Source organism: Pseudomonas sp. B21-040 (assembly GCF_024748695.1).
Taxonomy (GTDB): domain Bacteria; phylum Pseudomonadota; class Gammaproteobacteria; order Pseudomonadales; family Pseudomonadaceae; genus Aquipseudomonas.
The window spans coordinates 4,970,558-4,994,714 of sequence record NZ_CP087176.1; the positions used below are offsets into that span (position 1 = coordinate 4,970,558).

A 24,157-nucleotide genomic window follows, 5' to 3' on the forward strand; every position below is an offset into this window, starting at 1 on the left:
TTCTGTGCGACAGATCCTGCATCAAGGGCTCTGCATCAAGCCTTCCGGGTGTTAGCTTTGAAATGTTTCTGATTAATCGATCAGATATTTCTCACAAACTGCCTGCAAAGGAATGCCCCAGCAATGGACTTTTCACTCAAGCACCTGGCCGCGACCACCCTGATGATCGCCAGCCTTTCTTCGTTCACCCCTTCTGCATTTGCCAACATCACGGCGCAACAGAGCACGGCCATCCTCAAGACGTTCAGTGAATCATCGGTCACCGACTTCAGGGAGTTCCTGGGACGCCTGGCCCAGAGTGACGTCGCCAAATCAGGCGACCTCGGCCCGGCCATCAGCGCCTTTCTCGATAACAAGGCACTTTCTTCTGAACAGCAGAACGAAATCCATCGCCTGCTTGGCCTTTATGCACGATTGAAATACGGCAGCGCGGCCACCGAGACCCTGCGTGAGCTGGTGGCCATCCCGACCTTCCGCGTGGACGGCGTCGCTCAGTACGACAATCCTGAATTCATCAAGATCGCCGACAAGATCAAAGACCTGGCCCAGTCCTTCAACCTGAATTTTCGCAACATCGACAACCGCGTCTATGAAATCGCCCTTGAGGGCAGCGGCGATGAAGTGGTGGGCATTCACGCGCATGCCGATGTGGTGCCCGTGACGCCGGAGAACTGGGTACTGAAAGACGGCACCCGACTCGATCCGTTCAAGGTCACCCTGATCGGCGATCGCATGTATGGTCGGGGTACCGAGGACGACAAGAACGGCATCGTGGTGTCGCTCTATGCGATGAAGGTCATCAAGGAAGAGAAGCTGCCGCTGGCGAGGAACTTCAAGCTGCTGGTAGACACCACCGAAGAAACCACCGGCGACGCCATTCCCTACTACTTCGAACACAATCCGACACCCAACTACAACCTGGCGCTGGATGGCGGCTACCCGGTGGTGATTGCCGAGAAAGGCTACGGCACCGTCATGGCCAGCTTTGCCCGACGTGATGGCGAGGGCAAGGGTGCTGAAATCGTCTCAATGACGGGCGGACTGGCCACCAACCAGATTCCGTCGGCATCGGTTGTCACCCTGGTGAGTGACAAGCCTGACGAATTGGCCGCCAGCCTGCACAAAGCGGGTACTGAGTATGCGAAGCGCAATGGCGGTAATTTTGAGGTGACGGCCAAGGTCGTCGGCAAGGACGTGAAACTCACGGTTACCGGCGTTTCCGCCCACTCCTCCGAGCCTGAGTCAGGCGTCAACCCGGTGGCCAGGATGCTGGACTTCATCAACAGCCTCGACGGCAAGGTCGCGCTCAAACATAACCACATCACCGACGCCGCCCGCTACGCCGCCGACAACTGGGGGCTGGACTACCTGGGCGGCAAACTGGGTGTCGGTTTTTCCGATTCATTCATGGGGCCACTCACCGCGTCCCTGACTTTTGTCGGGATGGATGAAAAGGCTTTCAAGCTGGCGGTCAACCTGCGTGTACCGAAGGGCAAGTCCCCGGAAGCGCTGAACAGCGAAATCACCGATAAGCTGGCCACCTGGAGCAAGAAAAGCCACATCGCACCGACCTTCGATATCTCGATCGCCGAGCCGATGTACCGCAACCCTGAGGGTGAATGGGTCAAGGCCTTGCTGGCCGTAGCCAGCGAAAACCTGGGCATGGAGCACAAGTACGGCACCTCTGCCGGCGCCACCTCGGTCCATGAACTGCCCAATGGCGTGCAGTTTGGCCTGGCCCGGCCCGAGGTGAAATACACCGGCCACACCGACAATGAGTTCAAGACGGTCGACCAGTTCCTGCTGGACCTGCAGATCGTGACCGAAATGATGGGGCGCATCGGGCAGCTGCCGAAGCTCTGATCGCCTCTTGGACCCGCCCTGCTGGCGGGTCCAAACAACAAAACCGGAGAACGACACAATCTGTAGCAGCTGGCGAAGCCTGCGTCCGGCTGCGCAGCAGTCGTGAAATCAAATGACGCGGTGTTTCAGAAAGACCGCACACACAGGTTTTACGACTGCTTCGCAGCCGGACGCAGGCTTCGCCAGCTGCTACAAAGTGCGTTGTCGCGTGCTATGCCATAAAAAACGCACAAACAAAAACGCCGCTCATTGCTGAGCGGCGTTTTCGTTAAATATGGAGCGGGAAACGAGACTCGAACTCGCGACCCCGACCTTGGCAAGGTCGTGCTCTACCAACTGAGCTATTCCCGCAAATGGCGTCCCCTAGGGGACTCGAACCCCTGTTACCGCCGTGAAAGGGCGGTGTCCTAGGCCACTAGACGAAGGGGACACGCTAACTGAAACACATGGTGTGTATTTCAGTGCCCAAATCCGCATCCGAAGATGTCGGTTCTGGTTTCACTCAACGCCGCCCGAAAGCAACGCTGCTTAAAAATGGAGCGGGAAACGAGACTCGAACTCGCGACCCCGACCTTGGCAAGGTCGTGCTCTACCAACTGAGCTATTCCCGCATTGGCGTCCCCTAGGGGACTCGAACCCCTGTTACCGCCGTGAAAGGGCGGTGTCCTAGGCCACTAGACGAAGGGGACACACGTACAACATTCACTCCCTACCGCGTTTCGCTGTGTGCTTTACGCTGTAAGTGGCGCGCATTCTATGGATGGATTGAGGGGTCGTCAACCCCCAGATATAAATTTATTTAAATCAATGACTTCGCCCTGCTTTCAGACGCGTTTCGGGCTTTTGCGCAGCCTGGGCTCCGACGCCTATATTCCGGTCTCCTTCAAGACGCTATAGTCCACGCCATCAAGATGATGGCAATCTGAAACATCTTCGCCACCATTTATATAAGCAGAACAACGGCCGATACATTTATGGCCATAGCTGATTCAAGTCGTCGAGTGGCCTATGCGCCCCAATGGCAAGCCACTACACTCGAACGCAAACCCTATAAAGAGGTCTTACCGGTGACACCACTCATGATCACCCTGCTAGTTGTAGCCGGGATCGCACTATTGATCGCCATTGGCTACATGAACCATGTGGTGGAAAACAACAAGCTGGAAAAGGCCCGCACCAAGGTTGAACTCAACGACCGCCTGCGCCGCTGCGGCGAAATCACCGAGACCTTCCCCGGTCAGTTGATGACACCTGCGCTCAAGCTGCTGTTGACCCGCCTGGAGCTCAACGTCTGCCAACGCCTGCTCAACCTGGAAAAAACCAGCGCCAACCTCAGGGCGCGGATTACCGAGCTTGAAGCACTGGCTGGCCAAGGTGAATCGATCCCGATCAACAACCCGCCGTCACCCATCCAGACCGAAGCCAAGGCCAAGGACGTACGTTTCCTGCTCGAAGCCCTGCATGGCCAGATCACCCGCGCAGCACAAGACGGCTTCCTGCCACCCAACGAAGCCAAGCGCTGGATCCGCGAAGTCCGTCATATCCTGGTGCTGCTGCACATCGAGTTCTTCAACAACCTCGGGCAGCATTGCTTGCAACAAAACCAGCCAGGTCAGGCGCGCCTGGCGTTCGAACGCGGCGTGCAATACCTGCGCAAACAGCAGGACCCGCAGGCCTATGCCGAGCAGCTTGAGTACCTGGAGAAACTCCTGGCTCGCGCCAACGCCTTGGTGATGGACAACATCGCAGCCGTTGAGAGCGAGGCAAACCAGCTGAACACCGGCCTCAAACAAGTCGACGCCGATGCCGACTGGAAGAAGAGAGTGATCTACGACTGATCAGCAAAAACACAAAAGCCACCTGAGAAGGTGGCTTTTTTTTGGACTGTGTTTGATGGGTGACCGGGAGAACCTTCAGAGCCGGAAGTGCCCCACCATCCCTTTCAGTTCAAGCCCCAATTGAGCCAGCTCAATACTCGACGCTGCGTTGCCTTGCATCGCCAGCGACGACTGATCTGCGCTGGCACGAATACTCGTGACACTGCGATTGATCTCCTCGGCCACCGAGCTTTGCTCCTCGGCTGCCGCGGCAATCTGCTGGTTCATCTGCTGAATCAACGAGACTGCAGCGGCAATACTTCCCAGTGCACTTTCGGTCTGCAACGCATCACTGACCGCCAACTTCACCAGTTCGCCGCTGTTCTGAATCTGCTGCACCGATGACTGAGCGGCCGAGCGCAGGGCACTGACCAGCCGCTCGATCTCCTCGGTCGATTGCTGGGTACGCTTGGCCAGCGCCCGAACTTCATCGGCCACCACGGCAAAGCCCCTGCCCTGCTCACCCGCCCGTGCGGCCTCGATCGCCGCGTTGAGCGCCAACAGGTTGGTCTGCTCGGCGACACTTTTGATCACGCTGAGCACCGTGCCGATGTTCTGGATCTCTGCGCTCAGGCTTTCGATGCTGGAACTGGCCGAAGTCGCGGAATCCGCCAACTGCTCGATACGCGCCATGCTCTGGCGCACCACATGCTGACCACTTTCAACCTTGCCATCCGCCGTCTGTGCAGCCTGTGCGGCCTCCTCGGCGTTGCGCGCAACGTCGTGCACCGTCGCCGTCATCTGGTTCATCGCGGTGGCGACCTGCTCGGTTTCTTCTTTCTGACTGCTGACTTCCAGGTTGGTCTGTTCGGTCACCGCCGACAGTGAATGCGCTGAACTCGCCAATTGCTCGATACCGGCCTGCAAGCCACTGACAATACGGCTGAGCCCCGCGCCCATCTGCTGCATCGCCTGCATCAACTGGCCGATCTCGTCACGGCGGGTCACTTCAACAGTCGCACTCAAATCACCCGCAGCGATCTGCTGGGCGACACGGATCACACTGCGCAACGGCGCCACGATCAACCGGGTAATCACCCACGCGGCCACCAGGCCGACCAGCAACGCCAGGGCCGAGGAACCGAGGATCAACAACGAGTTCTTTTTCAGTTCGGCCTGCATCGACAGATCTTCGGCAACATAGGCCAGATCGACCCGCTCCACCACTTGCGCGGCGCGCTGATGCAGTTGTTCGTAGACGGTTTTTTCCTGGGCCAACAGGCCGGTGTACTCCGTCAGTTTTTCGCTGAAACTACTAATGTGGCCTGTCACCTCATTAAGGACCGTCTGATAGCCCTCGTCCTTGACCGTGGTTTTCAGCTGCTCGGCCTGGGTCAGCGCTTGATCCGCCTGTTCGATCTTGCCCTGGCCTGCGCTGTCGTCGCCCTTGCGGCTCTGGTCCAGACGCACGCGCGCTTCGTTCATCGCCTGCAACATCAATCGCGAGACCTGGCTGACCTGGCTGGCCTGCTCGATGAACTGCCCACCGTCCTTGCCTTCGGATTGCTTCAAGGTATAGGCGCCGTCATCGGCCAGACCGGATTGCAACACATCAAGGTTATTGGCCACGCTGGACACCGACCAACTGGCCATTTCCAGTGCAAGGTCCTTGGCCTGACTCAGAGAGACGAACTCATCGAACGCCTTTCGATAAGCGCCCAGCGACTGTTCGACGTCATTCATCACCGGTACGTTGGCGGCCGATGCAGCCTTGAGCTGGGTCGCCAGAGCAATCAGGCCATCAACGCCCTCGTGCAGGGCATCGGCGGTTTTCGGGTTGCCATGCAACGCGTACTCCTGCTCAAGCAGTCGCACCTTGAGCAAACCGCTATTGAGCGACGACATCTGCTTGAGTCCGTCGAAGCGATGACTGATGGTTTGCAGGGACCATACACCGATGGCAGCGACCAATGCTGTCAGCAGCAGTACCAGTACAAATCCCACACCCATTTTTTTTGCCATACCGAGGTTGGCAAAACGTCCTTGCACGGCCGAAATCATTGCACTTAGTCCCCTGACATAGTCTGTTGACGCAGATTCGCAACGGGCATACGCCAGCACAAGTCTCTGGCGTCGGAATAATGGCAAAAAGCTACGCCTGCGTCGTTTTCAGAACGCTTGAGGTCGATTCAAAGCAGTGGCCTGAAAGAATGCCCGGGCACGAGGATCACAGGCGTAAGCCACGTTGATGCGTTGCCAGTCCGTGGCCTCACCGTCGGGACTGAATGCTGTGGCAGAAGACAGCAACACACCAAAGCGCCGGGCCTGTGTGCGCACCTGAGCGTAGTTGGACAACCGTGATCGCGCCCAGATGAAAAGCCCTCCCACCGGTTTGCCGAAAACCTCCCAGTCGGCGTCTTCGAGCACTTGCAAGGCGGCCTCTCTGTCGGCGTGCAATCGTTGGCGCTGACGCTGCACCAACTTGCGATAGGCGCCGCTGGCCAACAGGCTAGCCAACACCGCCTCACAGAACATCGAGGCGCCCATGCTGCTGGTCATCTTGACCTGGGCCAGTCGTGACACAACCGCGTCACTGGCCACAATGAAGCCGATGCGCAATGAACTGCTGAGGGTTTTGGAGTAGCTGCCGAGGTAGATCACATTGTCGTCAATCCCCAGTGCCGCGAGGCGCGTGCCTGGGCCGCTGTGCAAATCGGCATGGACGTCATCCTCGATCAGCAACATGCCATGGGCTTTGGTCAGTTGCAGCACCTGCTGTGCCACCAGTGCCGTGAGACTACTGCCCGTCGGGTTGTGGCAGAAACTATGGATAAACAGCGCACGAGGCTTGTGCTTGCGCAATAGTGCTTCAAGCGCCTGCGTGTCAGGCCCGCGCGGGGTACGCGGTACCTCGATCATCGTCACGCCGTTCAGCCTGAGCAGATCGAATAACAACGAATACCCCGGGCTTTCGACCACCACGCAGTCGCCGGCCTTGAGCAACGTGCGCATGATCAGATCGAGCCCATGGGTCGCCCCTGCCGTGGTCATAATCCGTCGATCGTCCACGTTGATGTCGAATAGATGCAGACGCTTGCGGATCTGCTCACGCAAGGCAGGCAACCCCAGGGGGGTGCTGTAGTTGAACAAAGCGGCCATGTCGGTGCGACTCACCTGGCGAATGGCGTAGCTCAAATCGTCGGTTTCACGCCATCTTTCCGGCAGGCAGCCACAGCCCAGCTTGAGTGCGCCCGTGACGTCACCCTGCGTCACGTCCGCCCCTTCGAACCAATGGCCATCCTGTCGCTTCTGCGCGATTGATGCTGGAAGGGCAACAACGAAACCGGTGCCCTGACGCGGCGCCAGCACACCTTGCGCCACCAGACGCTCGCAGGCTTCGACGACGCAGGATTGACTGAGCAGATTGACCCGCGCGATTTGCCGTGCGGACGGCAGACGCGTTCCCGGCAACACGTCGCCCTGACGCAGCCAATCGGCCAGCGCGTCGACGATTTGCTGCACGACCGGCACCAATGCCTGTCGATCGATTCTCAACTCCATGAGCAAGCAAACTCCTGTCTGTTTTGCGGGAAACAGTTAAGCACAGGAGCGTCGATGTGGATGTGCGACAACGCCGCTAAAACCCTCGGTTCTAACCCTTTGAAACACATTGCCCGGCACCATCACGGAACTGTAAAAAAACCCGCATAAATGCGGGTTTTTTCCTACGTGAAGTGCCTGACTTCAGAACGCTGTAACGCCACCATCCACGGCCAGCGAATGGCCGGTGTTGAACGCGGCACCGTCGCTGCACAGATACAACACCGCGCTGGCGATCTCTTCCACCTTGCCGATGCGACCCACCGGGTGCATCGCGTTGGCAAACTCACCCTTCTTCGGGTCCGCCTCATACGCACGACGGAACATGTCGGTGTCGATCACCGCCGGGCATACCGCATTCACGCGAATCTTTTTCTTGGCATATTCGATGGCCGCTGACTTGGTCAGGCCGATCACCGCATGTTTGGACGCCGCGTAAATGCTCATCTTCGGTGCAGCCCCCAGGCCCGCCACCGAAGCGGTGTTGACGATGGCACCGCCGCCCTGGGCCAACAACAGCGGCAGTTGATATTTCATGCAGAGCCAGACGCCTTTGACGTTGACGCCCATGATCGCGTCGAACTCATCCAGCGTGCCTTCGGCGAGCTTGCCTTTCTCGATCTCGATGCCGGCGTTGTTGAAGGCATAGTCCAGCCGCCCGTAGGTGTTTACCACTTCGTCCATCAGATGTTTTACATCGCTTTCCAGCGTCACGTTGCAACGCACGAAGGTCGCTTCGCCGCCCGCTGCACGAATCAGCGCCACGGTGCCTTCGCCACCCGCGGTGTCCAGATCGGCGACCACGACCTTCAGCCCTTCGGCGGCGAACGCCTGGGCGGTCGCACGGCCAATACCGGCCGCCGCGCCTGTCACCACTGCCACCTGGCCGGAAAACGTCATGCTCATTGTTATGTCCTCGAAGAGAAGAATACGGGGGATTGCCTGATTTCAGTCTAGCCACAGAGGGCTGCGCCACGGCAGCACTATCAAGTGGCCGGTTGGGTACCCATGAGTGACAGTGATAGAACGCCGACCCCGACTATCACTGCACTGGATCGAGGTGCATTCGCCGCATCAGCCAGACTTGCGGCATTGATCATGAAGGGCTATCAACAAGGCTTCATTCATCTTGAGTGCCTGTCATGACTACCCAGACCAATCGCCAGTTCCTGCTCGCCAAACGTCCCGTGGGCGCGGCCACCCGCGAGACTTTTACCTATCAGGAAGTACCGGTCGGCGAGCCGGCGTCGGGGCAGATTCTGGTTAAAAACGAATACCTGTCCCTGGACCCGGCCATGCGTGGCTGGATGAATGAGGGCAAGTCCTACATCCCGCCGGTGGGTTTGGGCGAAGTCATGCGCGCATTGGGTGTAGGCCAAGTCATTGCCTCGAACAATCCGGGGTTCGCGGTCGGAGACTACGTCAACGGTGCCCTCGGCGTGCAGGATTACTTCCTCGGCGAACCACGAGGTTTCTACAAAGTTGATCCGAAACTGGCGCCATTGCCGCGCTATTTATCCGCCCTTGGCATGACCGGGATGACCGCCTACTTCGCCCTGCTCGATGTCGGCGCGCCGAAGGCCGGTGACACGGTGGTGCTGTCGGGCGCTGCCGGCGCGGTGGGCAGCATTGCCGGACAGATCGCCAAGATCAAAGGCTGCCGCGTGGTCGGGATTGCCGGCGGCGCGGACAAGTGCCAGTTCCTGATCGATGAATTGGGTTTTGATGGCGCCATCGACTACAAAAACGAAGACGTCATCGCCGGCCTCAAGCGCGAGTGCCCGAAAGGGGTCGACGTGTATTTCGATAACGTCGGTGGCGACATTCTCGACGCGGTGCTGAGCCGACTGAACATGAAGGCCCGAGTAGTGATTTGCGGCGCGATCAGCCAATACAACAACAAGGAAGCGGTCAAGGGCCCGGCCAACTACCTCTCGCTGCTGGTCAACCGCGCGCGCATGGAAGGTTTTGTGGTGATGGACTACGCCGCCCAGTTCGCCGCCGCCGGGCAGGAAATGGCCGGCTGGATGATCAAGGGGCAACTCAAGAGCAAGGAAGACATTGTCGAAGGACTGGAGACATTCCCGGAAACGCTGATGAAATTGTTCAGCGGCGAGAACTTCGGGAAGTTGGTGTTGAAGGTTTAACCCAAAACTTTCAGCAACCCCAAAACCAATGTGTGCGAGCTTGCTCGCGATTGCGGCGTATCAGACAACGAATATGTCGACTGACAGGCCCTCATCGCGAGCAAGCTCGCTCCCACAGGGGTAGCGGTGGTCAGGCGAGTTCGGCGACTACGGCGGCGAGTGCCTTGGCCGGATCTGCCGCCTGGCTGATCGGACGGCCAATCACCAGATAATCGGAACCGGCGTCCAGTGCCTGGCGCGGGGTCAGGATGCGGCGTTGATCGTCTTGGGCGCTGCCCGCTGGACGAATGCCTGGCGTCACCAGTTGCAACGACGGGTGAGCCGACTTCAAGGCCTGGGCTTCCAGCGCGGAGCACACCAGACCGTCCATCCCGGCTTTTTCCGCCAGGGCGGCCAGGCGTAGCACCTGCTCTTGCGGCTCGATGTCCAGACCGATACCCGCCAGGTCTTCACGTTCCATGCTGGTCAGCACGGTCACGCCGATCAACAACGGCTTCGGCCCGGTACGCTGATCCAGCACCTCACGGCAGGCCGCCATCATGCGCAGACCGCCGGAGCAGTGAACGTTGACCATCCACACACCCATTTCCGCAGCGGCTTTGACGGCCATGGCAGTGGTGTTCGGGATATCGTGGAACTTGAGGTCGAGGAACACTTCGAAGCCCTTGTCACGCAGGGTGCCGACGATTTCCGACGCGCAACTGGTGAACAGTTCCTTGCCGACTTTTACCCGGCACAGTTTCGGGTCCAACTGATCGGCCAGCTTCAGTGCGGCGTCACGGGTGGGGAAATCCAGGGCGACGATGATAGGAGTCTGGCAGACGGACATGTGCGGGCTCTCAGGCAGGACGAAATCGGCGCGCATTGTAGCGGAACCAGCGACGCTGCGGGACCCGATGATCGGTAATTCGTCATCGCCGCTCAGGCAAGACTAGTCCTTTGGCCAATTGTGTCGAGCCCGATACACTCCCGACACGTCCACAACATCGTTCATCACTACCCTCGGCAGCCGCAACACGTCCTTACAGCACTTCCCGCCTCCGGGCCGGACGCCTATGCTGAAGCCACAACCTCGCAGCCCATCTTTGTGGTTGGCAGCCTCTCTGGCAGATGAACGCACGCATGCACAACTCCCAAGCCCCTTTGAAGGACGATCAAAAAGCGCCCGGCGACGACAAGCGCTGGAGCATTCGCGCCCTGATCGTCGACGATGACGTCCCGATTCGCGAACTGATGATCGACTACCTCGCCCGGTTCAATATCCACGCCAGCGGCGTCACCGACGGCACCGAGATGCGCCTGGCGCTGCAAGCCGAGCATTTCGATGTGGTGGTGCTCGACTTGATGCTGCCCGGTGAAGACGGTTTGTCATTGTGCCGCTGGCTGCGTGCCGAATCGGACATTCCGATCCTGATGCTTACTGCGCGCTGCGAACCGACCGACCGGATCATCGGCCTGGAGCTGGGCGCCGACGATTACATGGCCAAGCCGTTCGAGCCCCGTGAACTGGTGGCCAGGATTCAGACCATTCTGCGTCGAGTGCGCGATGATCGCACCGAACAGCGTGCGAACATTCGCTTCGACAATTGGCGCCTGAACAGCGTGTTGCGACAGTTGATTGCCGACAACGGCCTGGTGGTCCCACTGTCCAACGCCGAGTTCCGCCTGCTCTGGGTGTTCATCGAACGTCCGCGCCGGGTGCTCAGTCGTGAGCAATTGCTGGACGCCGCTCGCGGTCGCTCGATTGAGGCCTTTGATCGCAGCATCGACCTGCTGGTCTCGCGCCTGCGCCAGAAACTCGGTGATGACCCCAAAGCGCCACAACTGATCAAGACCGTTCGCGGCGAGGGCTATCTGTTCGACGCGAGAGACATCGGCTGATGCGTGCGCGCTTCGATACGCTGTTCGGCCGCCTGTTCGGTGTGCTGTTGCTGGCGATCGTCCTCGCGCACTTGCTGGCGTTTGCCTGGTTTCACCACTACGGCCCACCTCCTCCGCCACCGCCGCCGGAGTTTTCCGAAAGCGTTGACGGGAAACGCCCGCCGATGGACCCACGCTTTGAAACCCGGCCGCCTCGGCCGTGGTTCGGCGGACCGTTAGTGCCGCTGACCTTTCAATTGATTTCGCTGATCATTGCGGCCTGGTACGGCGCCAAACTGCTGAGCCGGCCAATCCAGCGCCTGAGCGATGCCGCCGAGCGCTTGAGCGAAAACCTCGACAGCACGCCACTCGATGAATCGGGACCACGGGAAGCGCGGCAAGCGGCCTACACCTTTAACCTGATGCAGAAACGCATTATCGAACAGGTGCAGCAGCGTTCGCGGATGCTGGGCGCGGTGTCCCATGACCTGCGCACCCCACTGTCGCGGCTCAAATTGCGCCTGGAACAGATCGACGACGAAAAACTGCAAGGTCAGATGCGTCAGGATCTGGACGACATGATCAACATGCTCGACGCCACCCTGACTTACTTGCACGAACAGCGCACCAGCGAGGTGTTGCAATGGATGGACGTGCAAGCGTTGGTGGAGTCCCTGTGCGAAAACGCCCAGGACCAGGGCGCCGATGTTCAGGCCAGTGGTCACTGCGCCCCGCTGCACGTACAACCGATGGCCTTGCGTTCTTGCATCAACAACTTGCTGGATAACGCGTTGCGCTATGCCGGGCAGGCATTGATCAAACTCGAAGACAGCCGCGAAACCCTGGTGATCCGAGTGATTGATCACGGTCCGGGCATTGCGGCAGACAAACGTGAAGCCGTGTTCGAGCCATTCTTTCGCCTGGAAGGTTCACGCAACCGCAACTCTGGGGGTGTAGGCCTGGGCATGACCATCGCCCGCGAGGCCGCCGAACGGCTGGGTGGACAATTGAGCCTGGAAGAAACTCAGGGCGGTGGCTTGACCGCAGTCATTGAGTTGCCGAGATCCCTGTAGCAGCTGGCGAAGCCTGCGTCCGGCTGCGCAGCAGTCGTCTACCGAAACACCGCGGTGAATGGTCTGGCGGCTGCTGCGCAGCCGGACGCAGGCTTCGCCAGCTGCTACAAAGGCGATCTGTGTACTGACCGGTACAAACCCCACATACCCACGACACCTTGCCCCTTGAGGCTGCATAAGCCGGTGCACCCACCGGTTTTCCATTCCAGGGAGTGAGCACAATGATTGGTAGCGTCAGCAACTACATCAGCTATACCGGCAGCACCAGCAGCAGCACCAGCAGCACCAGCAGCACCACGACCAACAGCGCCCGCAGCCAGCAGTTCCAGAAAGAACTGCTCGCCAAGCTCGACAGCAACAGCGACGGTGCGGTGGATCAGGACGAGCTGAACAGTGCCTTGTCACAAAAAACCGATGACGGTCTGTTGGTCAGCCTGAGCAAAAACTTCGCCGACCTCGACAGCGACAGCAGCGGCAACTTGAGCAGCGAAGAAATGGCCGCGATGGCGCCACCGCCGCCTCCGCCGCATGATCAACCTCCGAGCACGGAACTGGCCGATGCGCTGATCAGCGCCCTGGACACCGACGGTGACGGCGCCATCAGCAACGACGAGCTGAGCACCGGCCTGACCAGCGCCGGCAGCAGTGCCGACAGCAAAGAAATTTTTTCGGCCCTGGACAAGAACCAGGACGGCACCGTCAGCAAGGACGAACTCGCCGCCAGCCTGACCCCACCGCCACCGCCGCCACAACAGGTGTCCAGCGAGGAACTGTTCAGCCAACTGGATTCGGACAGCGATGGCAGCGTGACCGCCACCGAATTGAGCAACGCGTTGCAGGCGAGCGACAGCACGTCATCGACCAGCACGGACACCAGCGCCGCGTTGCTCAAGGTTCTGGACAGAGATAGCAGCGGCGGTGTCAGCAGCGATGAGCTGAAAGCAGCCCTGCAAGCCGGCCGAGAACAAAACAGCGACAGCTCCACCGATCAGTTCAATGTCAACGAAGCGTTGAACAAGATGATTGCCAACTTGAGCAAGCAGTACTCGCTCGATAACGTGGCAACGGTGGGCAAGTACCTGAACGTCGCGACCTAAGCAAAAAGCCCACTGACCTTCGCAGGTCCAGTGGGCTTTTTGTCATGGCGCAATCATCACTCAGAGCCGGGGATCTTCCAGCCGCGTCGGTCCCTTGCTCCAATCGGTCAGCAAGCTGTAGGCCACGGCCAACAATGTCGGGCCGATGAACAGACCGATAAAGCCAAACGCAATCAACCCGCCAAACACGCCCAGCAGAACGATCACCAACGGCAAGTTTCCGCCCCGGCTGATCAGGTACGGCTTGAGTACGTTGTCGACGCCGCTGATGATGAACGTGCCCCAAATACCGAGGAATATCGCCATCCCGTACTCACCCTTCCAGGCCAGCCAGGCCGTGGCCGGGATCCACACCAGCGGTGGCCCCATCGGGATCAGGCTCAACAGGAACGTCACAATACCCAGTACCAGAGCCCCGGGCACACCGGCAATCAGGAAGCCGATCAGGGCCAGCACGGCCTGCGCTGCCGCCGTCCCGATCACGCCATTGACGACTCGTTGTACCGTACCGGCCACCAGTTCGATGTAGTACCCGGCACGGTGGCCGATCAACCGCTCCAGCAACCCGTGTACAAATACCGCCAACCGGGGGCCGTCACGGTAGAAAAAGAACACGAAGACAATGCTCAGCGTCAGTTCGAGAATCCCGCCGCCAATCTGCGCACTGCGCGCCAGTAACCAGTTGCCCATCTGCCCGACATAAGGTTTCAGCGACGCCATCATCGCCGCGCCCTGCTGGTCGATACTGTTCCAGATTCCTACCAGCCGTGCGCCAACCAGCGGAATACCGCCCAGCCACGCCGGTGCTTCGGGCAGGCCATCAACCTGTACATCCTTGATGAACACCGTGGCATCTCGCACATGATCTGCCAGGTTGAAACCCAGCCAGACCAGCGGCACCGCCACCAGCAACATCCAGCCGAGGGTCAGCAAAGCGGCCGCCAGGGATTCGCGACCATGGAGCCAACGGGTCAGCAAACGCATCAGCGGCCAACTGGCAAACGCCAGCACTGCGCCCCAGAACATCGCCGACCAGAAAGGCGCCATCACCCAGAAGCTCGCGCCAAACAACACCAGGAGCAGAATCTGCACCACCAGTCGATCGTTATTGATCATCTAAATCTCGAAAAAGTCAGTCCGCAAAAAGAATAGGCGAACGTGCAAGACACGTTCGCCTGATAGAGCTTATCGCAACAGTTCGATGTGCAGGCCAGAGCCTTCGACGTTGCCGGTTTCCAGTCGGGCCGCACGCACGCCCTGCTGGATCAGGGCCTGACGCCAGGCTTCGGCTTTCGCTCCAGAGACACTGACCCGCAACGTGGTGTCCAGGTTCAACCCACGGGAGATCAGACGCAGCCAGGTTTCATCCGGCTCGGCGGTCAGCGTGAGGAAATCCAGCTCACCGGTGTTTTTGAGCTCGCGCAGCAACGTGGCCGACGTCGGCAGCAATTCCCCCAGCGGCGCCGCGGCGTCGAACTGTTCGACGTGCAAATACGCTTTGCGATTGCCGCGAGTGATGCTGTAAAGCGCCACCAACGAATTGTCCCGAGGGGCCGCCAGACGCAACAGCAAGTACGCCTGCTGATCGTCGGCGCCATACAGCTTGGCGTTGCCGAAAACCTCATTGGCCCACAGGCTGCTTTCACCGCAATCGCGAGACTGGCACCAGAACAACAGTTGCGCGCCTTGCTTCTGCAATGCCTCTCGAGCGGCAGTGAAAGCCTCGGTTGAAGAATGTTCCGGTGGTAATTCGTAGGTCACCGAAGTGGCCGTGCCACGAGCGCTGACTTGACCATCGAAACGCAATTGACCGCTGATTTTACGGATCGAACCCAACGGGTAGATCCGCTCCAGCTCGGCCGCCGGGCGAAAGTCGACAATCTGCGCATCTTCCATACGCGGCAGGATCGGCAGGTCCTGACTGCCCGGGACATCGGCGGCAAACGATAAGGGACTGATGCAGCACAGCACCAACAGATTGAGTGAACGCATGGTCAGACTCATCGGATCAGCATGGCCTGGGCACCCTTGATGACACTGGCTTCATCGGAGCGTTGGGGCACTTGCAACCCACGCTGCACCGCCGGACGCGCCTCCATGGTCGCCATCCAGCGTTGCAACGCCGTCAGGCCGTCCACGGAAACACCTGACCACTCATAGCCACGCACCCACGGGAAGGTCGCGATATCGGCAATGCTGTATTCGCCGGCCAGAAACTCTTCGGTTTGCAGGCGCGTATCGAGTACCTCATAGAGGCGCCGGGTTTCATGCTGATAACGATCGATGGCGCCCTGGAGTTTTTCCGGAAAGTAGCGGAAAAACACGTTGGCCTGCCCCTGCATCGGACCGATCCCACCCATCTGGAACATCAGCCATTGCAACACCACCGAACGCCCTTTCGGGTCGGAGGGCATCAGTTTGCCGGTCATTTCTGCGAGGTAAATCAGGATGGCGCCGGATTCAAATACGGCGAAATCGCCATTGGCGCGGTCGACAATGGCCGGAATCCGGCCATTGGGATTGATCTTGAGGAAGTCTTCGGACTTCTGTTCCTTCTTGTCGAAACTCAGGGTTTGCACCGTGTAGGGCAGGCCGAGTTCCTCGAGCACGATAGAGACCTTGTGGCCATTCGGGGTCGCAGCGGTGTAGAGATCTATCATGGTTGTCTCCCATTTCAACCCGCCCAGCCTCGACAGTTGCCCGGCGCAAGTCAAGGAACGGCGAAGAACCGATTGAAACAGTCTGCGACAAGGTCGGCGCCGGGTTCGTCATTCAGGTGCAAATGATGACCGCCTGGCAGCTGTTCACGGCTAAAGGGTAGACGCTCCAGCAATTCAGGATGTTTGGCGAGCATGCCATCCGCTGCGACCACCAGTTTTGCCGGGCAACTGACCCGCTGGACAAAGGCCATGGCCTGTTCGGTAGTCAGGCGCAACGGTGAAGGCAGCGTCAGCCGGTTATCGGTGCGCCAGGTGTAACCGCCCGGCACCGGCATCAAACCTCGCTGGGCCAGCAGCTCGGCGGCTTCTCGGCTGACGGCCACCAAGCCTTTCATGCGCGCTTCGATGGCACGGTCCTGGGTGGTGTAGACCGGTTTGCGTTTTTCCCGCAGGTCCAGCTGCGCTTGCAGGGCCATGCCCATTCGCTCGGCAGCATTTTCGCCTTTGTCTGTAGGAGGAATGATGCCGTCGATCAAGGCCAGGTGCGTGACACGCTCCGGCATCGATCCGGCAATGATCAAAGAAGCGATTGCCCCCATGGAGTGCCCCATCAGCGCAAAACGCTTGAGGCCCAGCTGTTCGGCGACTTGCAGCACGTCATGGGCGTAGTCCCACATCGCGTAGCCGGCACCGGGCGGGCGATGCCCGGAATGACCGTGACCGGCCATGTCCAGGGCGATGATGCGCAGGCCTTTAAGCTTGGGTGCGAGTCGGGCAAAGCTGTTGGCATTGTCCAGCCAGCCATGCAACGCAATGACCGGCAGGCCGTCTTCAGGACCGAACAAATGCGCCGCCAACTCGATGTGCGGCAGGCTCAGGCGGACTTCTTCGACGGCGTTGCTCATGCGCAATCCTGTTGGCGGCGACCGTCCCAGCGACTGAACAAGGTCTTCAGCAACGTGGCCGTGTCGTGTGGACGTTCAAGCGGAAACATGTGGCCGCCAGGCAGGGTCAGGGATTCACCTTGCGGCATGCGTCCGACGGAGCTGGCGTGATGACGCATTACCACGCGGCTCTTGTGCCCGCGCACCACCGCCAGCGGTACTTTCAATTGCCGAGTGCGACCGGGGCTGGTGTGGGGCACGCCACGGTAGATGCTGATTTCCGTGGCAGGGTCGAAGCGCAGGCGCAGTTTATCGCCGACCTTGTGCAAACCGTGTTGCAGGTAGGCGTCAAAACATTCCGGATCAAAACTGCGGAACAGGGTTTTACCGGCGAAATAGCGGCGGGCGCTTTCCAGGTCGGCAAACTCTTCCCGACGCCCCAAGGTACGACCGGCCGGGGTCAAGCGGTCGATAAAACCGAATCGTTTGGCGGCGCGGATGACCCATTGATCGGTGCGGGTCAGGACCGGAGAGTCCAGCATCACCACGCCACGATACAACTCAGGGCAACGCAGTGCCGCGTGCAAGTGCAGCACACCGCCGAAGGAATGGCCGACGCCCCACACCGGTTCTGCTTGTTGCTTGAGGTGATGGATCAGCTCGTCCACCAGGTTGTACCAATTGTCGTCCGCCGGAAAACGCGGGTCATGAGCGTGCTGCTCCAGATGCGTCACCTGGTACTCGGGCGCGAGCGCCGCGAACAACTTGCCGTAGGTCCCTGAAGGAAAGCCATTGGCGTGGGCGAAAAATATCTGTTGCGACATACCGGCAAATCCATGAGCGAGACAAGGCGTTGATTGTCCGTAAGACGACGGCTGACAGCAATGACCGTAACAGACAGGAATGATGACAGCATCGTTCCATCGATGAAAAGCAGTCCGGGCCTGCGTCGAATACCGAACTTACCTGTTATTTCTGACAGTTGACTGCGAGGGAGCAATCGCGAATAACTATTCCCCACCCGAAGTTCTTTCGTGAGGCTGTTTCCATGCACAAAAATACCCCGACAGTCTCTGTGAATGATCCGCGAGGGTTAAACGTCGCCACTGTGTCCTATTACCGTGAAACACCCGGCGAGCCAGCAGAACCTTGGATTTACCGCCAGTCCTTCAATGGCGCAGGTCAACCGACGATCAGCTGCGACCCTCGCCTGCTCAAGCTGCTCGAGACTGAGCCGGACGCCCGGCCAAACCTGATGACAGTTTTCAGTCTCACTGGTGCGCCCCTCTACAGTGAGAGCGTGGATGCGGGAAGCCGGTTGACCCTACCCGGTGTGGCCGGTCAAAACCTCTTCGGCTGGGACAGTCTGCTCACTCAGGTTCGAACCGAATACGATCTGTTGCTGCGCCCGATCAAAACTGTCGAGCAGGCTCATGGCAGACCCGCAAGAAACCGTTCGTTCTACACCTATGGTGACAACACCCCGGAAGCTGCCTTGCATAATCAATGCGGTCAGCTGATCCGCCATGACGACAGTGCCGGCACCCTACACTTCACCGACTTCGCACTGACGGGCGGAGTCAGCTCACAGACTCGACATTTTCTCGAACAGCTGGACGAACCAGACTGGCCCATTGACGAAACTGAAAGAAACCAGTTGAACGAAACCGGCAACGGCGCGACCACCCGCTCCCTCTACAACGCCCTGGGGATACAGGTCTGCCAGGAAGATGCGCACGGCAACGCACGGTTCTCGGATCTGGACATCGCAGGCCAACTGAGTCGGGTTCGCTTGAGAATCGCCGGGCGATCGCAAGACATATCGCTGCTGAGCGACATCCACTACAACACATTTGGCAACATCGAGCGCCAGACCGCCGGCAACGGCGTGATCAGTGAAGCCCGATACGACCCGAAGGACGGCCGATTACTGGAACTCCTGGCTGGACTTCCCAGCCAGCCACCGCTTCAACACTTGGTGTACGACTATGATCGGGTCGGCAATATCCTCAGCATCAAAAACGCGGCTCAGCGCACCCGTTTTTTTCGCAACCAGAAGATCGAACCGATCAACACCTTTACCTACAACAGTTTGTATCAGTTGATAGAGGCAAACGGCTGGCAACGGATCAATAGCCACAACGGTCCTCAGGAGCCGGTCTTCGTTTCCCCTCCTGACCCTGGACAACTGGAAAATTACCGCCAGACCTTTACCTACGATTGTGCGGGCAACCTCAAGAAACTGGTTCACAGCGCTGCCAGCCACAGCTGGACACAGCAGACGGCGATATCTAAATACAGCAATCGGGGACTGGCGCAAAAAGCTGACGGCGAGCTGCCCGGAGAGAGTGAGATCACCGCCGGATTCGATGCCAACGGCAACAAAAGGCAATTGATGGCGGGTCAGGATCTGATTTGGAGCCTGAGCAACCACCTGAGGCAGGTCGATCAAGTGACGCGTGAGAATGGCCCCAATGACAGTGAAATCTACCGTTATGACGAATCTGGCCAACGAAAGCGAAAAATCCGCATTGCTCAAGCCGGCTCCTCAACGCGAACGCACGAAGTGCGGTATTTGCCAGGGCTGGAAATCCGCACATCTCCCGAAGAAGTTCTACACGTTATTTCAGTGCAGGCCGGTCGCTGTGCGGTACAGGTTCTGCATTGGGAACCGGGCGGTGGCAAGGACGATCAGTATCGTTACAGCCTGAGCAATCACCTGGGCTCCAGTACATTGGAACTCGATCAACTGGCAGAACTGATCAGCGAGGAAATGTACTACCCCTATGGTGGCACTTCATGGTGGGCTGGCCGGGACAAAGTGCAAGCGAGCTATAGAACCCGGCGATTCTCAGGCCAGGAACGTGATGCCACTGGCCTGTATTACTACGGACAACGTTACTACGCTCCCTGGCTGGAACGCTGGCTCAATGCCGACCCGGCAGGGAGTGCCGACGGCTTGAACCTGTTTACGATGGTGCACGGCAATCCTGTCAGGCTTGTCGATGTTCAAGGCTTGGCAGGGGTCGACACTGTCATCGCGGTCGGTGCAACCGCGGCCCGAGAACTTCCAAGCGCCTTGATCGCCGCCGCCGTGCAATATGCAGTGACAGCGCTTATGTCGCCTATGAGCATGGCCGTGACAGTCGCCGGCGCCACGGCCGGCGCGATTTCAGGCGGCGTCAGCGGGTATGCGAGCGCGAACTGGGCGCAATCCCGAGTGTCCGTCGACGATCCGTCCGGCTGGGGGCCTCTTGCCGCGAAAGTCGGTGGTGCTGTTCTTGGTGCCGCTCTGGGGGCAGCACCCTCCCTGTTAGGGATGCTCAATCCCAAAGGCAATACAGCTGCTGCCTCTCAAATCGGCAGCGCTTTCGGGACAGCGTTTCGCGAATTGAGCGCCCAGTATTTTGCCGATGCCGGCCCGAGCAATCCCTCCGTCGGCCGTGCAGACTTCGTAACCGGACTTGGCAGCATGGGCGCCGTCGCAGGCATTGGAGGTGCGGTGGGCTTTGGTGGCTCGCTGCTGTTCGGAGCTGAACCTGCGGGGAAAGCCCTGCAAAGCATCGTCGCGGCCTCTACGGCGACGGCGGCCGGTGCGGCCGGCGCCTCTGCCGTGAGGGGGTTGCGTGGAACGCCAACCAAACAGTCCAAAGGCAGTGGGCCGACATTCGACTCGGCCAAAGCTGTTGTCGGATCCAGCAGTCGGCACTTCTTCAGCTCTCTGGGACAATTAGCCAATCTGGCCGTCGCACAGATACCTGGATACAACACACTGGACGAAAACACTCGAACGGCGGTGACACGAGCTGTCGGCAGTGCCATCGGCGACTTGCGATCGACCTTCGTGACCACCGCAACACCCGGCTTAAGTGCAGAACTGAGACAAACATTCTGGGATCTGGAAAAAAACACGGTCGGCGCCGGCATTACCCGAGAAGGCATACCGACATCTAGCGATGAGGCCTATGACCCGGCAGCCACCGAAATTTTCTACATCACCAGCGAAACGACGCGCAGGCAACGCAGTTATTCGAGATCCAATCTGCGCCATATGATGACGCATATGTAAACGAAACGACTTTACGCTACAAACGAGACGGCGGTTGTTCGCCCAATGGAACAACCGCCATGGTCAGGCGCGACACACAACTGGCCTTGCCTTCGTCACTGCTCAAGCGGATATCCCAAACGTGGGTCGTGCGGCCAATGTGTATCGGCTTGGCCACGGCGGTCACTCGCCCACTGCGCAGGCCGCGCAAATGGTTGGCGTTGATTTCCAGGCCCACGCAGTAAAACTTGCTGGCATCGATGCACAGGTAGCTGGCCATGGAACCGACGCTTTCGGCCAGCACCACCGAGGCGCCACCGTGCAGCAGGCCGTAAGGCTGGTGAGTGCGGTGGTCAATGACCATGCTCGCGGTCAGGGACTCTTCGTCGAACGCTTCGAAGCGGATATCCAGCACTTCGCCGATGGTGTTTTTCTGGATTGCGTTCAACTGCTCGATGTTGGGAGTGGTACGCCACAGACTCATCGCTGCTTTCCTTTGTAGGTGTTGTTCGTCGCTCAATCCTGCCACAGCACGGTCTCACTGCGCTCGCTCCATTCTTCGAAGCGGGCGCCGTAAGCCGCTTCGATCACGTTACGCTTGATCTTCAGGGTCGGCGTGAGGAAGCCGTTGTCCACGGCCCAGCTGTCCTTGACCACTACCAGACGCCGCAGGCGCTCATGTTTATCGAGCACGCCATTGACCTCGTCCAGCAGTTTTTCCAGGCTTGAGTGCAGCCCTGCCCTCGCCGTTCCACTGGCATCCTGTTGCCCGACTGCCGACAACACACACAGCCCCAGGGGCGCACTCAGACCATCACCGACCACGCACACTTGCTCGATCCGCGAATGCACTGCCAGGCGGTTTTCGATCGGTGCGGGCGCGACGTATTTGCCCTTGCTGGTCTTGAAGATTTCTTTCAGCCGCCCAGTCAGGCGCAGGTTGCCTTCAGCGTCCTGTTCGCCCTTGTCGCCGGTGCGCAGGAAGCCATCTTCAGTGATGGTTTCAGCGGTTTTCTGCGGTTCCTTGAAGTAGCCGAGCATGGTCGCACCACTGCGCACCATGACCTCGCCCGAGTCGTCGATTCGTACTTCAACCTCCGGGCAGGGCTTGCCGATCCAGCCGGGCTTATTCTCGCCGGGCCGGCCAATGTGGGAATAACCGCAGCTCTCGGTCATGCCGTAGACCTCAAGCACATCCAGCCCCAGTTTGCGGTACCACAGCAGCAGGGTCTGCGGCACAGGCGCCGCGCCAGACAAGGCGACACGCAACGCATCCAGCCCCAACCCGGCGAGGACTTTGTGCCCGACCCGCTTGCCGATAATGGGCAGGCCCAGCAAAAAATCGAGGCGTTTTGCCGGGATCTTGCTGTACACGCCCATCTGGAACTTGGTCCAGATTCGCGGCACACCAAACAATGCGGTAGGCCGCGCACGTTGCAAATCAGTCAGGAAGGTATCGAGGCTTTCGGCAAAGAACACCGTCTGCCCGGTGTAGATCGATGCCAGCTCGACGAACATCCGTTCGGCCACGTGGCACAGCGGCAAGTAAGACAGCAGTCGGTCCGACTCGTTGAGCCCAAACAGTTGCGTACCCCGCGTGGTGGCAAAGCCCAGATTACCGAAGCTGTGCATCACGCCTTTGGGCAACCCGGTGGTGCCGGAGGTGTAAATGATGGTCGCCAACTGATCGGCGCCGGGCTTGGGGTCATCCTGGATGGGCGAACTGCGCTGCAGGTCGGCCCAACTGAAATCGAAAGTACCGGGCGGGTGCAGCGGCAGACTGATTATCGGCAGGTCAGATTTGACGCCACGGGACATGTTCGGCCAGTCGTCGAGTTTGCCGATAAACGCCAGTGCCGCTTCGGAATGATCGAGCACCTGGGCCACGGATTCGGCAGTCAGGTTGGGGTACAACGGGACTGAGACGTGCCCGGCCATCCAGATCGCCAGGTCGGCGATGATCCAGTGGGCACAGTTTTTTCGAGATCAGGGCAATGTGGCTGCCTTGTGGCAGTTCGCGAGCCCTCAGCCAATGCGCGGCGCAGCGAGCCTGGTGGCCGACGTCGGCCCAGGTCAGGGTCTCGACCTGCCCGCCACCCGTGGGCTGGACCAGGAAACGCTGGCGTGGATGGCGGGCCTCACGCTCGTAGAAAACATCCAGCGGCAATCGAAAAGCAGCAGACATGCGACTCGCTCCTGAATTTTTGTTCTGGAGCAAGCGTAGCCAACCAAGCAAGTGCTTGGTTGACTATTTCGTACAAAATTTTCCCGTCGGCAAATTTTATGGGTGTTTGATGCCGTTGAGCTTCATCGAACCAATCAGCAGCTCATCGGCGTCGAGCTCGGCCAGCCCGGCGGTGCTGACTTTCTCCGGCGGATGCCCGGCGCCATGTTGCAGGTAGCTCAACAAGTGACCGACCAACGGGTTATGACTGACCAGCAGCACATTGCTCACCGACACGAGTTGCTCGGCCACCTTGTCCGGATCGGTTTCCGGGGTCAGCCACTTGACCGTACGAATCTCCGGCTCGAAACCCAACGCTTCACGCACCACTTGCGCGGTCTGCTGCGCTCGCAGGTAGGGGCTCGCATAGATCGCCGTCAGCGGTTGCCCGATCAGCAGCGCAGCAGTGCGCAACACTTCCTCGCGACCGTGGTCGGTCAGCTCCCGTTCCGAATCAGGACGGGAGCCATATGGTTCAGCTTCACCATGACGCAATACCCAGAGTTTCATAGCTTGGGTTCCTCATCTCTGACCGGATGCGGTGCGGGTGCCACGACGTGCGGCGCTTCACCTTCCGGTGTACGCGGCGCCGGCCAATCGGCAAACGGCCAGGGCTTCTGGTCGCTGTGGAAGGTGCCGAACCGACCGATCTGGGCCAGGAACTGGCTCAGGCTGTCGCCGAAGTTCATCAGGCTGGCGCTCGGGGCGCCATAAAACAAACGATAGATCAGTTGAACCAGCACCACCGCGCCAAGGATGAACTGCGCCACTTGCCAGACCAGCAGGAAGACGATCATCCACAGCACCCGCAGCAGGATGGATTCGTACTTGGACTCGGTTTTCGGATCGTTCATGTCGCTGTCCCCTGCTTTGTTTTAAAGCGT

Annotated in this window: 19 protein-coding genes, 4 tRNA genes and 2 pseudogenes; 7 read left to right on the top strand and 18 right to left on the bottom strand. The window is 59.3% G+C overall.

Going from position 1 to position 24,157, the window contains the following annotated elements; translation table 11 throughout:
* The first annotated feature begins 123 nt into the window (after positions 1-123).
* On the top strand, positions 124-1,863 hold the full coding sequence (locus tag LOY55_RS22760) for a dipeptidase (protein WP_258666855.1): 1,740 nt from the start codon (positions 124-126) through the stop codon (positions 1,861-1,863).
* A 275-nt stretch (positions 1,864-2,138) separates the two neighbouring features.
* On the opposite strand, the gene LOY55_RS22765 is transcribed toward LOY55_RS22760, so the two are convergent.
* The 4 genes from LOY55_RS22765 to LOY55_RS22780 all read right to left on the bottom strand — a co-directional run bounded on the left by LOY55_RS22765 (position 2,139) and on the right by LOY55_RS22780 (position 2,552).
* Positions 2,139-2,214: transfer RNA gene (locus tag LOY55_RS22765), tRNA-Gly, on the bottom strand.
* A gap of 3 nt (positions 2,215-2,217) precedes the next feature.
* Positions 2,218-2,293, bottom strand: a tRNA-Glu gene (locus LOY55_RS22770).
* Between the two features lie 105 nt (positions 2,294-2,398).
* Positions 2,399-2,474 (bottom strand) — tRNA-Gly (locus LOY55_RS22775).
* Between the two features lie 2 nt (positions 2,475-2,476).
* Positions 2,477-2,552, bottom strand: a tRNA-Glu gene (locus tag LOY55_RS22780).
* Positions 2,553-2,930: 378 nt separating this feature from the next.
* Between LOY55_RS22780 and LOY55_RS22785 the strand changes: the two genes are divergently transcribed.
* The gene (locus LOY55_RS22785) at positions 2,931-3,701 is read left to right on the top strand and encodes a hypothetical protein (protein WP_109785193.1); all 771 of its coding nucleotides are present in this window, start codon (positions 2,931-2,933) and stop codon (positions 3,699-3,701) included.
* Between the two features lie 75 nt (positions 3,702-3,776).
* Here the strand turns inward: LOY55_RS22785 and LOY55_RS31270 are convergent, their stop codons facing one another.
* The 4 genes and pseudogenes from LOY55_RS31270 to LOY55_RS22800 form a co-directional block, all read right to left on the bottom strand.
* A complete protein-coding gene (locus tag LOY55_RS31270; RefSeq protein ID WP_408981004.1) occupies positions 3,777-4,658 on the bottom strand; it encodes a methyl-accepting chemotaxis protein in 882 nt (293 codons plus the stop codon).
* A pseudogene (locus LOY55_RS31275) lies at positions 4,638-5,741 on the bottom strand (HAMP domain-containing protein); the annotation flags it as partial. The pseudogene LOY55_RS31275 and the gene LOY55_RS31270, both read right to left, overlap by 21 nt.
* 108 nt (positions 5,742-5,849) lie before the next feature.
* Positions 5,850-7,241: a PLP-dependent aminotransferase family protein gene (locus LOY55_RS22795; RefSeq protein WP_223522247.1), complete on the bottom strand. Its 1,392-nt coding sequence runs from the start codon at positions 7,239-7,241 to the stop codon at positions 5,850-5,852.
* A 183-nt stretch (positions 7,242-7,424) separates the two neighbouring features.
* Positions 7,425-8,186 carry an SDR family oxidoreductase gene (locus LOY55_RS22800; RefSeq protein ID WP_258666858.1) on the bottom strand — a complete coding sequence of 254 codons (762 nt, stop codon included), beginning with the start codon at positions 8,184-8,186 and terminating at the stop codon, positions 7,425-7,427.
* Positions 8,187-8,422: 236 nt separating this feature from the next.
* Between LOY55_RS22800 and LOY55_RS22805 the strand changes: the two genes are divergently transcribed.
* Positions 8,423-9,427 carry an NADP-dependent oxidoreductase gene (locus LOY55_RS22805; protein ID WP_223522246.1) on the top strand — a complete coding sequence of 335 codons (1,005 nt, stop codon included), beginning with the start codon at positions 8,423-8,425 and terminating at the stop codon, positions 9,425-9,427.
* Positions 9,428-9,557: 130 nt separating this feature from the next.
* Here the strand turns inward: LOY55_RS22805 and pyrF are convergent, their stop codons facing one another.
* Positions 9,558-10,256 (bottom strand): orotidine-5'-phosphate decarboxylase, encoded by a 699-nt coding sequence (pyrF, locus tag LOY55_RS22810; RefSeq protein ID WP_027924005.1) that lies wholly within the window; start codon positions 10,254-10,256, stop codon positions 9,558-9,560.
* A 293-nt stretch (positions 10,257-10,549) separates the two neighbouring features.
* On the opposite strand from pyrF, the gene LOY55_RS22815 reads away from it, so the two are divergent.
* From LOY55_RS22815 to xopAW, 3 genes are all read left to right on the top strand, one after another.
* Complete coding sequence (locus LOY55_RS22815) at positions 10,550-11,308, top strand: response regulator (RefSeq protein WP_046031648.1); 759 nt, start codon at positions 10,550-10,552, stop codon at positions 11,306-11,308.
* Complete coding sequence (locus tag LOY55_RS22820) at positions 11,308-12,360, top strand: HAMP domain-containing sensor histidine kinase (RefSeq protein WP_258666860.1); 1,053 nt, start codon at positions 11,308-11,310, stop codon at positions 12,358-12,360. The genes LOY55_RS22815 and LOY55_RS22820 overlap by 1 nt, the downstream gene beginning before the upstream one ends.
* 221 nt (positions 12,361-12,581) lie before the next feature.
* Positions 12,582-13,457, top strand: coding sequence for a XopAW family type III secretion system calcium-binding effector (gene xopAW / locus LOY55_RS22825; protein WP_258666862.1), 876 nt, complete (start codon positions 12,582-12,584; stop codon positions 13,455-13,457).
* Positions 13,458-13,517: 60 nt separating this feature from the next.
* Here the strand turns inward: xopAW and LOY55_RS22830 are convergent, their stop codons facing one another.
* The 5 genes from LOY55_RS22830 to LOY55_RS22850 all read right to left on the bottom strand — a co-directional run bounded on the left by LOY55_RS22830 (position 13,518) and on the right by LOY55_RS22850 (position 17,825).
* Positions 13,518-14,573, bottom strand: a complete 1,056-nt coding sequence (locus LOY55_RS22830; protein WP_046031645.1) for an AI-2E family transporter — start codon at positions 14,571-14,573, stop codon at positions 13,518-13,520.
* Between the two features lie 69 nt (positions 14,574-14,642).
* Positions 14,643-15,449 carry a DUF4892 domain-containing protein gene (locus LOY55_RS22835; RefSeq protein ID WP_258666864.1) on the bottom strand — a complete coding sequence of 269 codons (807 nt, stop codon included), beginning with the start codon at positions 15,447-15,449 and terminating at the stop codon, positions 14,643-14,645.
* A gap of 8 nt (positions 15,450-15,457) precedes the next feature.
* On the bottom strand, positions 15,458-16,117 hold the full coding sequence (locus tag LOY55_RS22840; RefSeq protein WP_223522243.1) for a glutathione S-transferase family protein: 660 nt from the start codon (positions 16,115-16,117) through the stop codon (positions 15,458-15,460).
* Positions 16,118-16,167: 50 nt separating this feature from the next.
* Positions 16,168-17,022, bottom strand: coding sequence for an alpha/beta hydrolase (locus tag LOY55_RS22845; RefSeq protein WP_046031642.1), 855 nt, complete (start codon positions 17,020-17,022; stop codon positions 16,168-16,170).
* Positions 17,019-17,825: an alpha/beta fold hydrolase gene (locus tag LOY55_RS22850; protein ID WP_046031641.1), complete on the bottom strand. Its 807-nt coding sequence runs from the start codon at positions 17,823-17,825 to the stop codon at positions 17,019-17,021. Before LOY55_RS22850 ends, LOY55_RS22845 begins: the two co-directional genes overlap by 4 nt.
* A gap of 224 nt (positions 17,826-18,049) precedes the next feature.
* Between LOY55_RS22850 and LOY55_RS22855 the strand changes: the two genes are divergently transcribed.
* Positions 18,050-21,070: an RHS repeat-associated core domain-containing protein gene (locus LOY55_RS22855; RefSeq protein WP_258666866.1), complete on the top strand. Its 3,021-nt coding sequence runs from the start codon at positions 18,050-18,052 to the stop codon at positions 21,068-21,070.
* A 16-nt stretch (positions 21,071-21,086) separates the two neighbouring features.
* Here LOY55_RS22855 and LOY55_RS22860 read toward each other — a convergent pair whose 3' ends face one another.
* From LOY55_RS22860 to LOY55_RS22875, 4 genes and pseudogenes are all read right to left on the bottom strand, one after another.
* Positions 21,087-21,533 carry a hotdog fold thioesterase gene (locus LOY55_RS22860; protein ID WP_046031639.1) on the bottom strand — a complete coding sequence of 149 codons (447 nt, stop codon included), beginning with the start codon at positions 21,531-21,533 and terminating at the stop codon, positions 21,087-21,089.
* A 32-nt stretch (positions 21,534-21,565) separates the two neighbouring features.
* Positions 21,566-23,234, bottom strand: a pseudogene (locus LOY55_RS22865) (AMP-binding protein).
* Positions 23,235-23,330: 96 nt separating this feature from the next.
* Positions 23,331-23,783 (bottom strand): phosphohistidine phosphatase SixA, encoded by a 453-nt coding sequence (gene sixA, locus LOY55_RS22870; protein ID WP_223522242.1) that lies wholly within the window; start codon positions 23,781-23,783, stop codon positions 23,331-23,333.
* The gene (locus tag LOY55_RS22875) at positions 23,780-24,127 is read right to left on the bottom strand and encodes a DUF4389 domain-containing protein (RefSeq protein ID WP_046031636.1); all 348 of its coding nucleotides are present in this window, start codon (positions 24,125-24,127) and stop codon (positions 23,780-23,782) included. The genes sixA and LOY55_RS22875 overlap by 4 nt, the downstream gene beginning before the upstream one ends.
* Between the last annotated feature and the right edge of the window lie 30 nt (positions 24,128-24,157).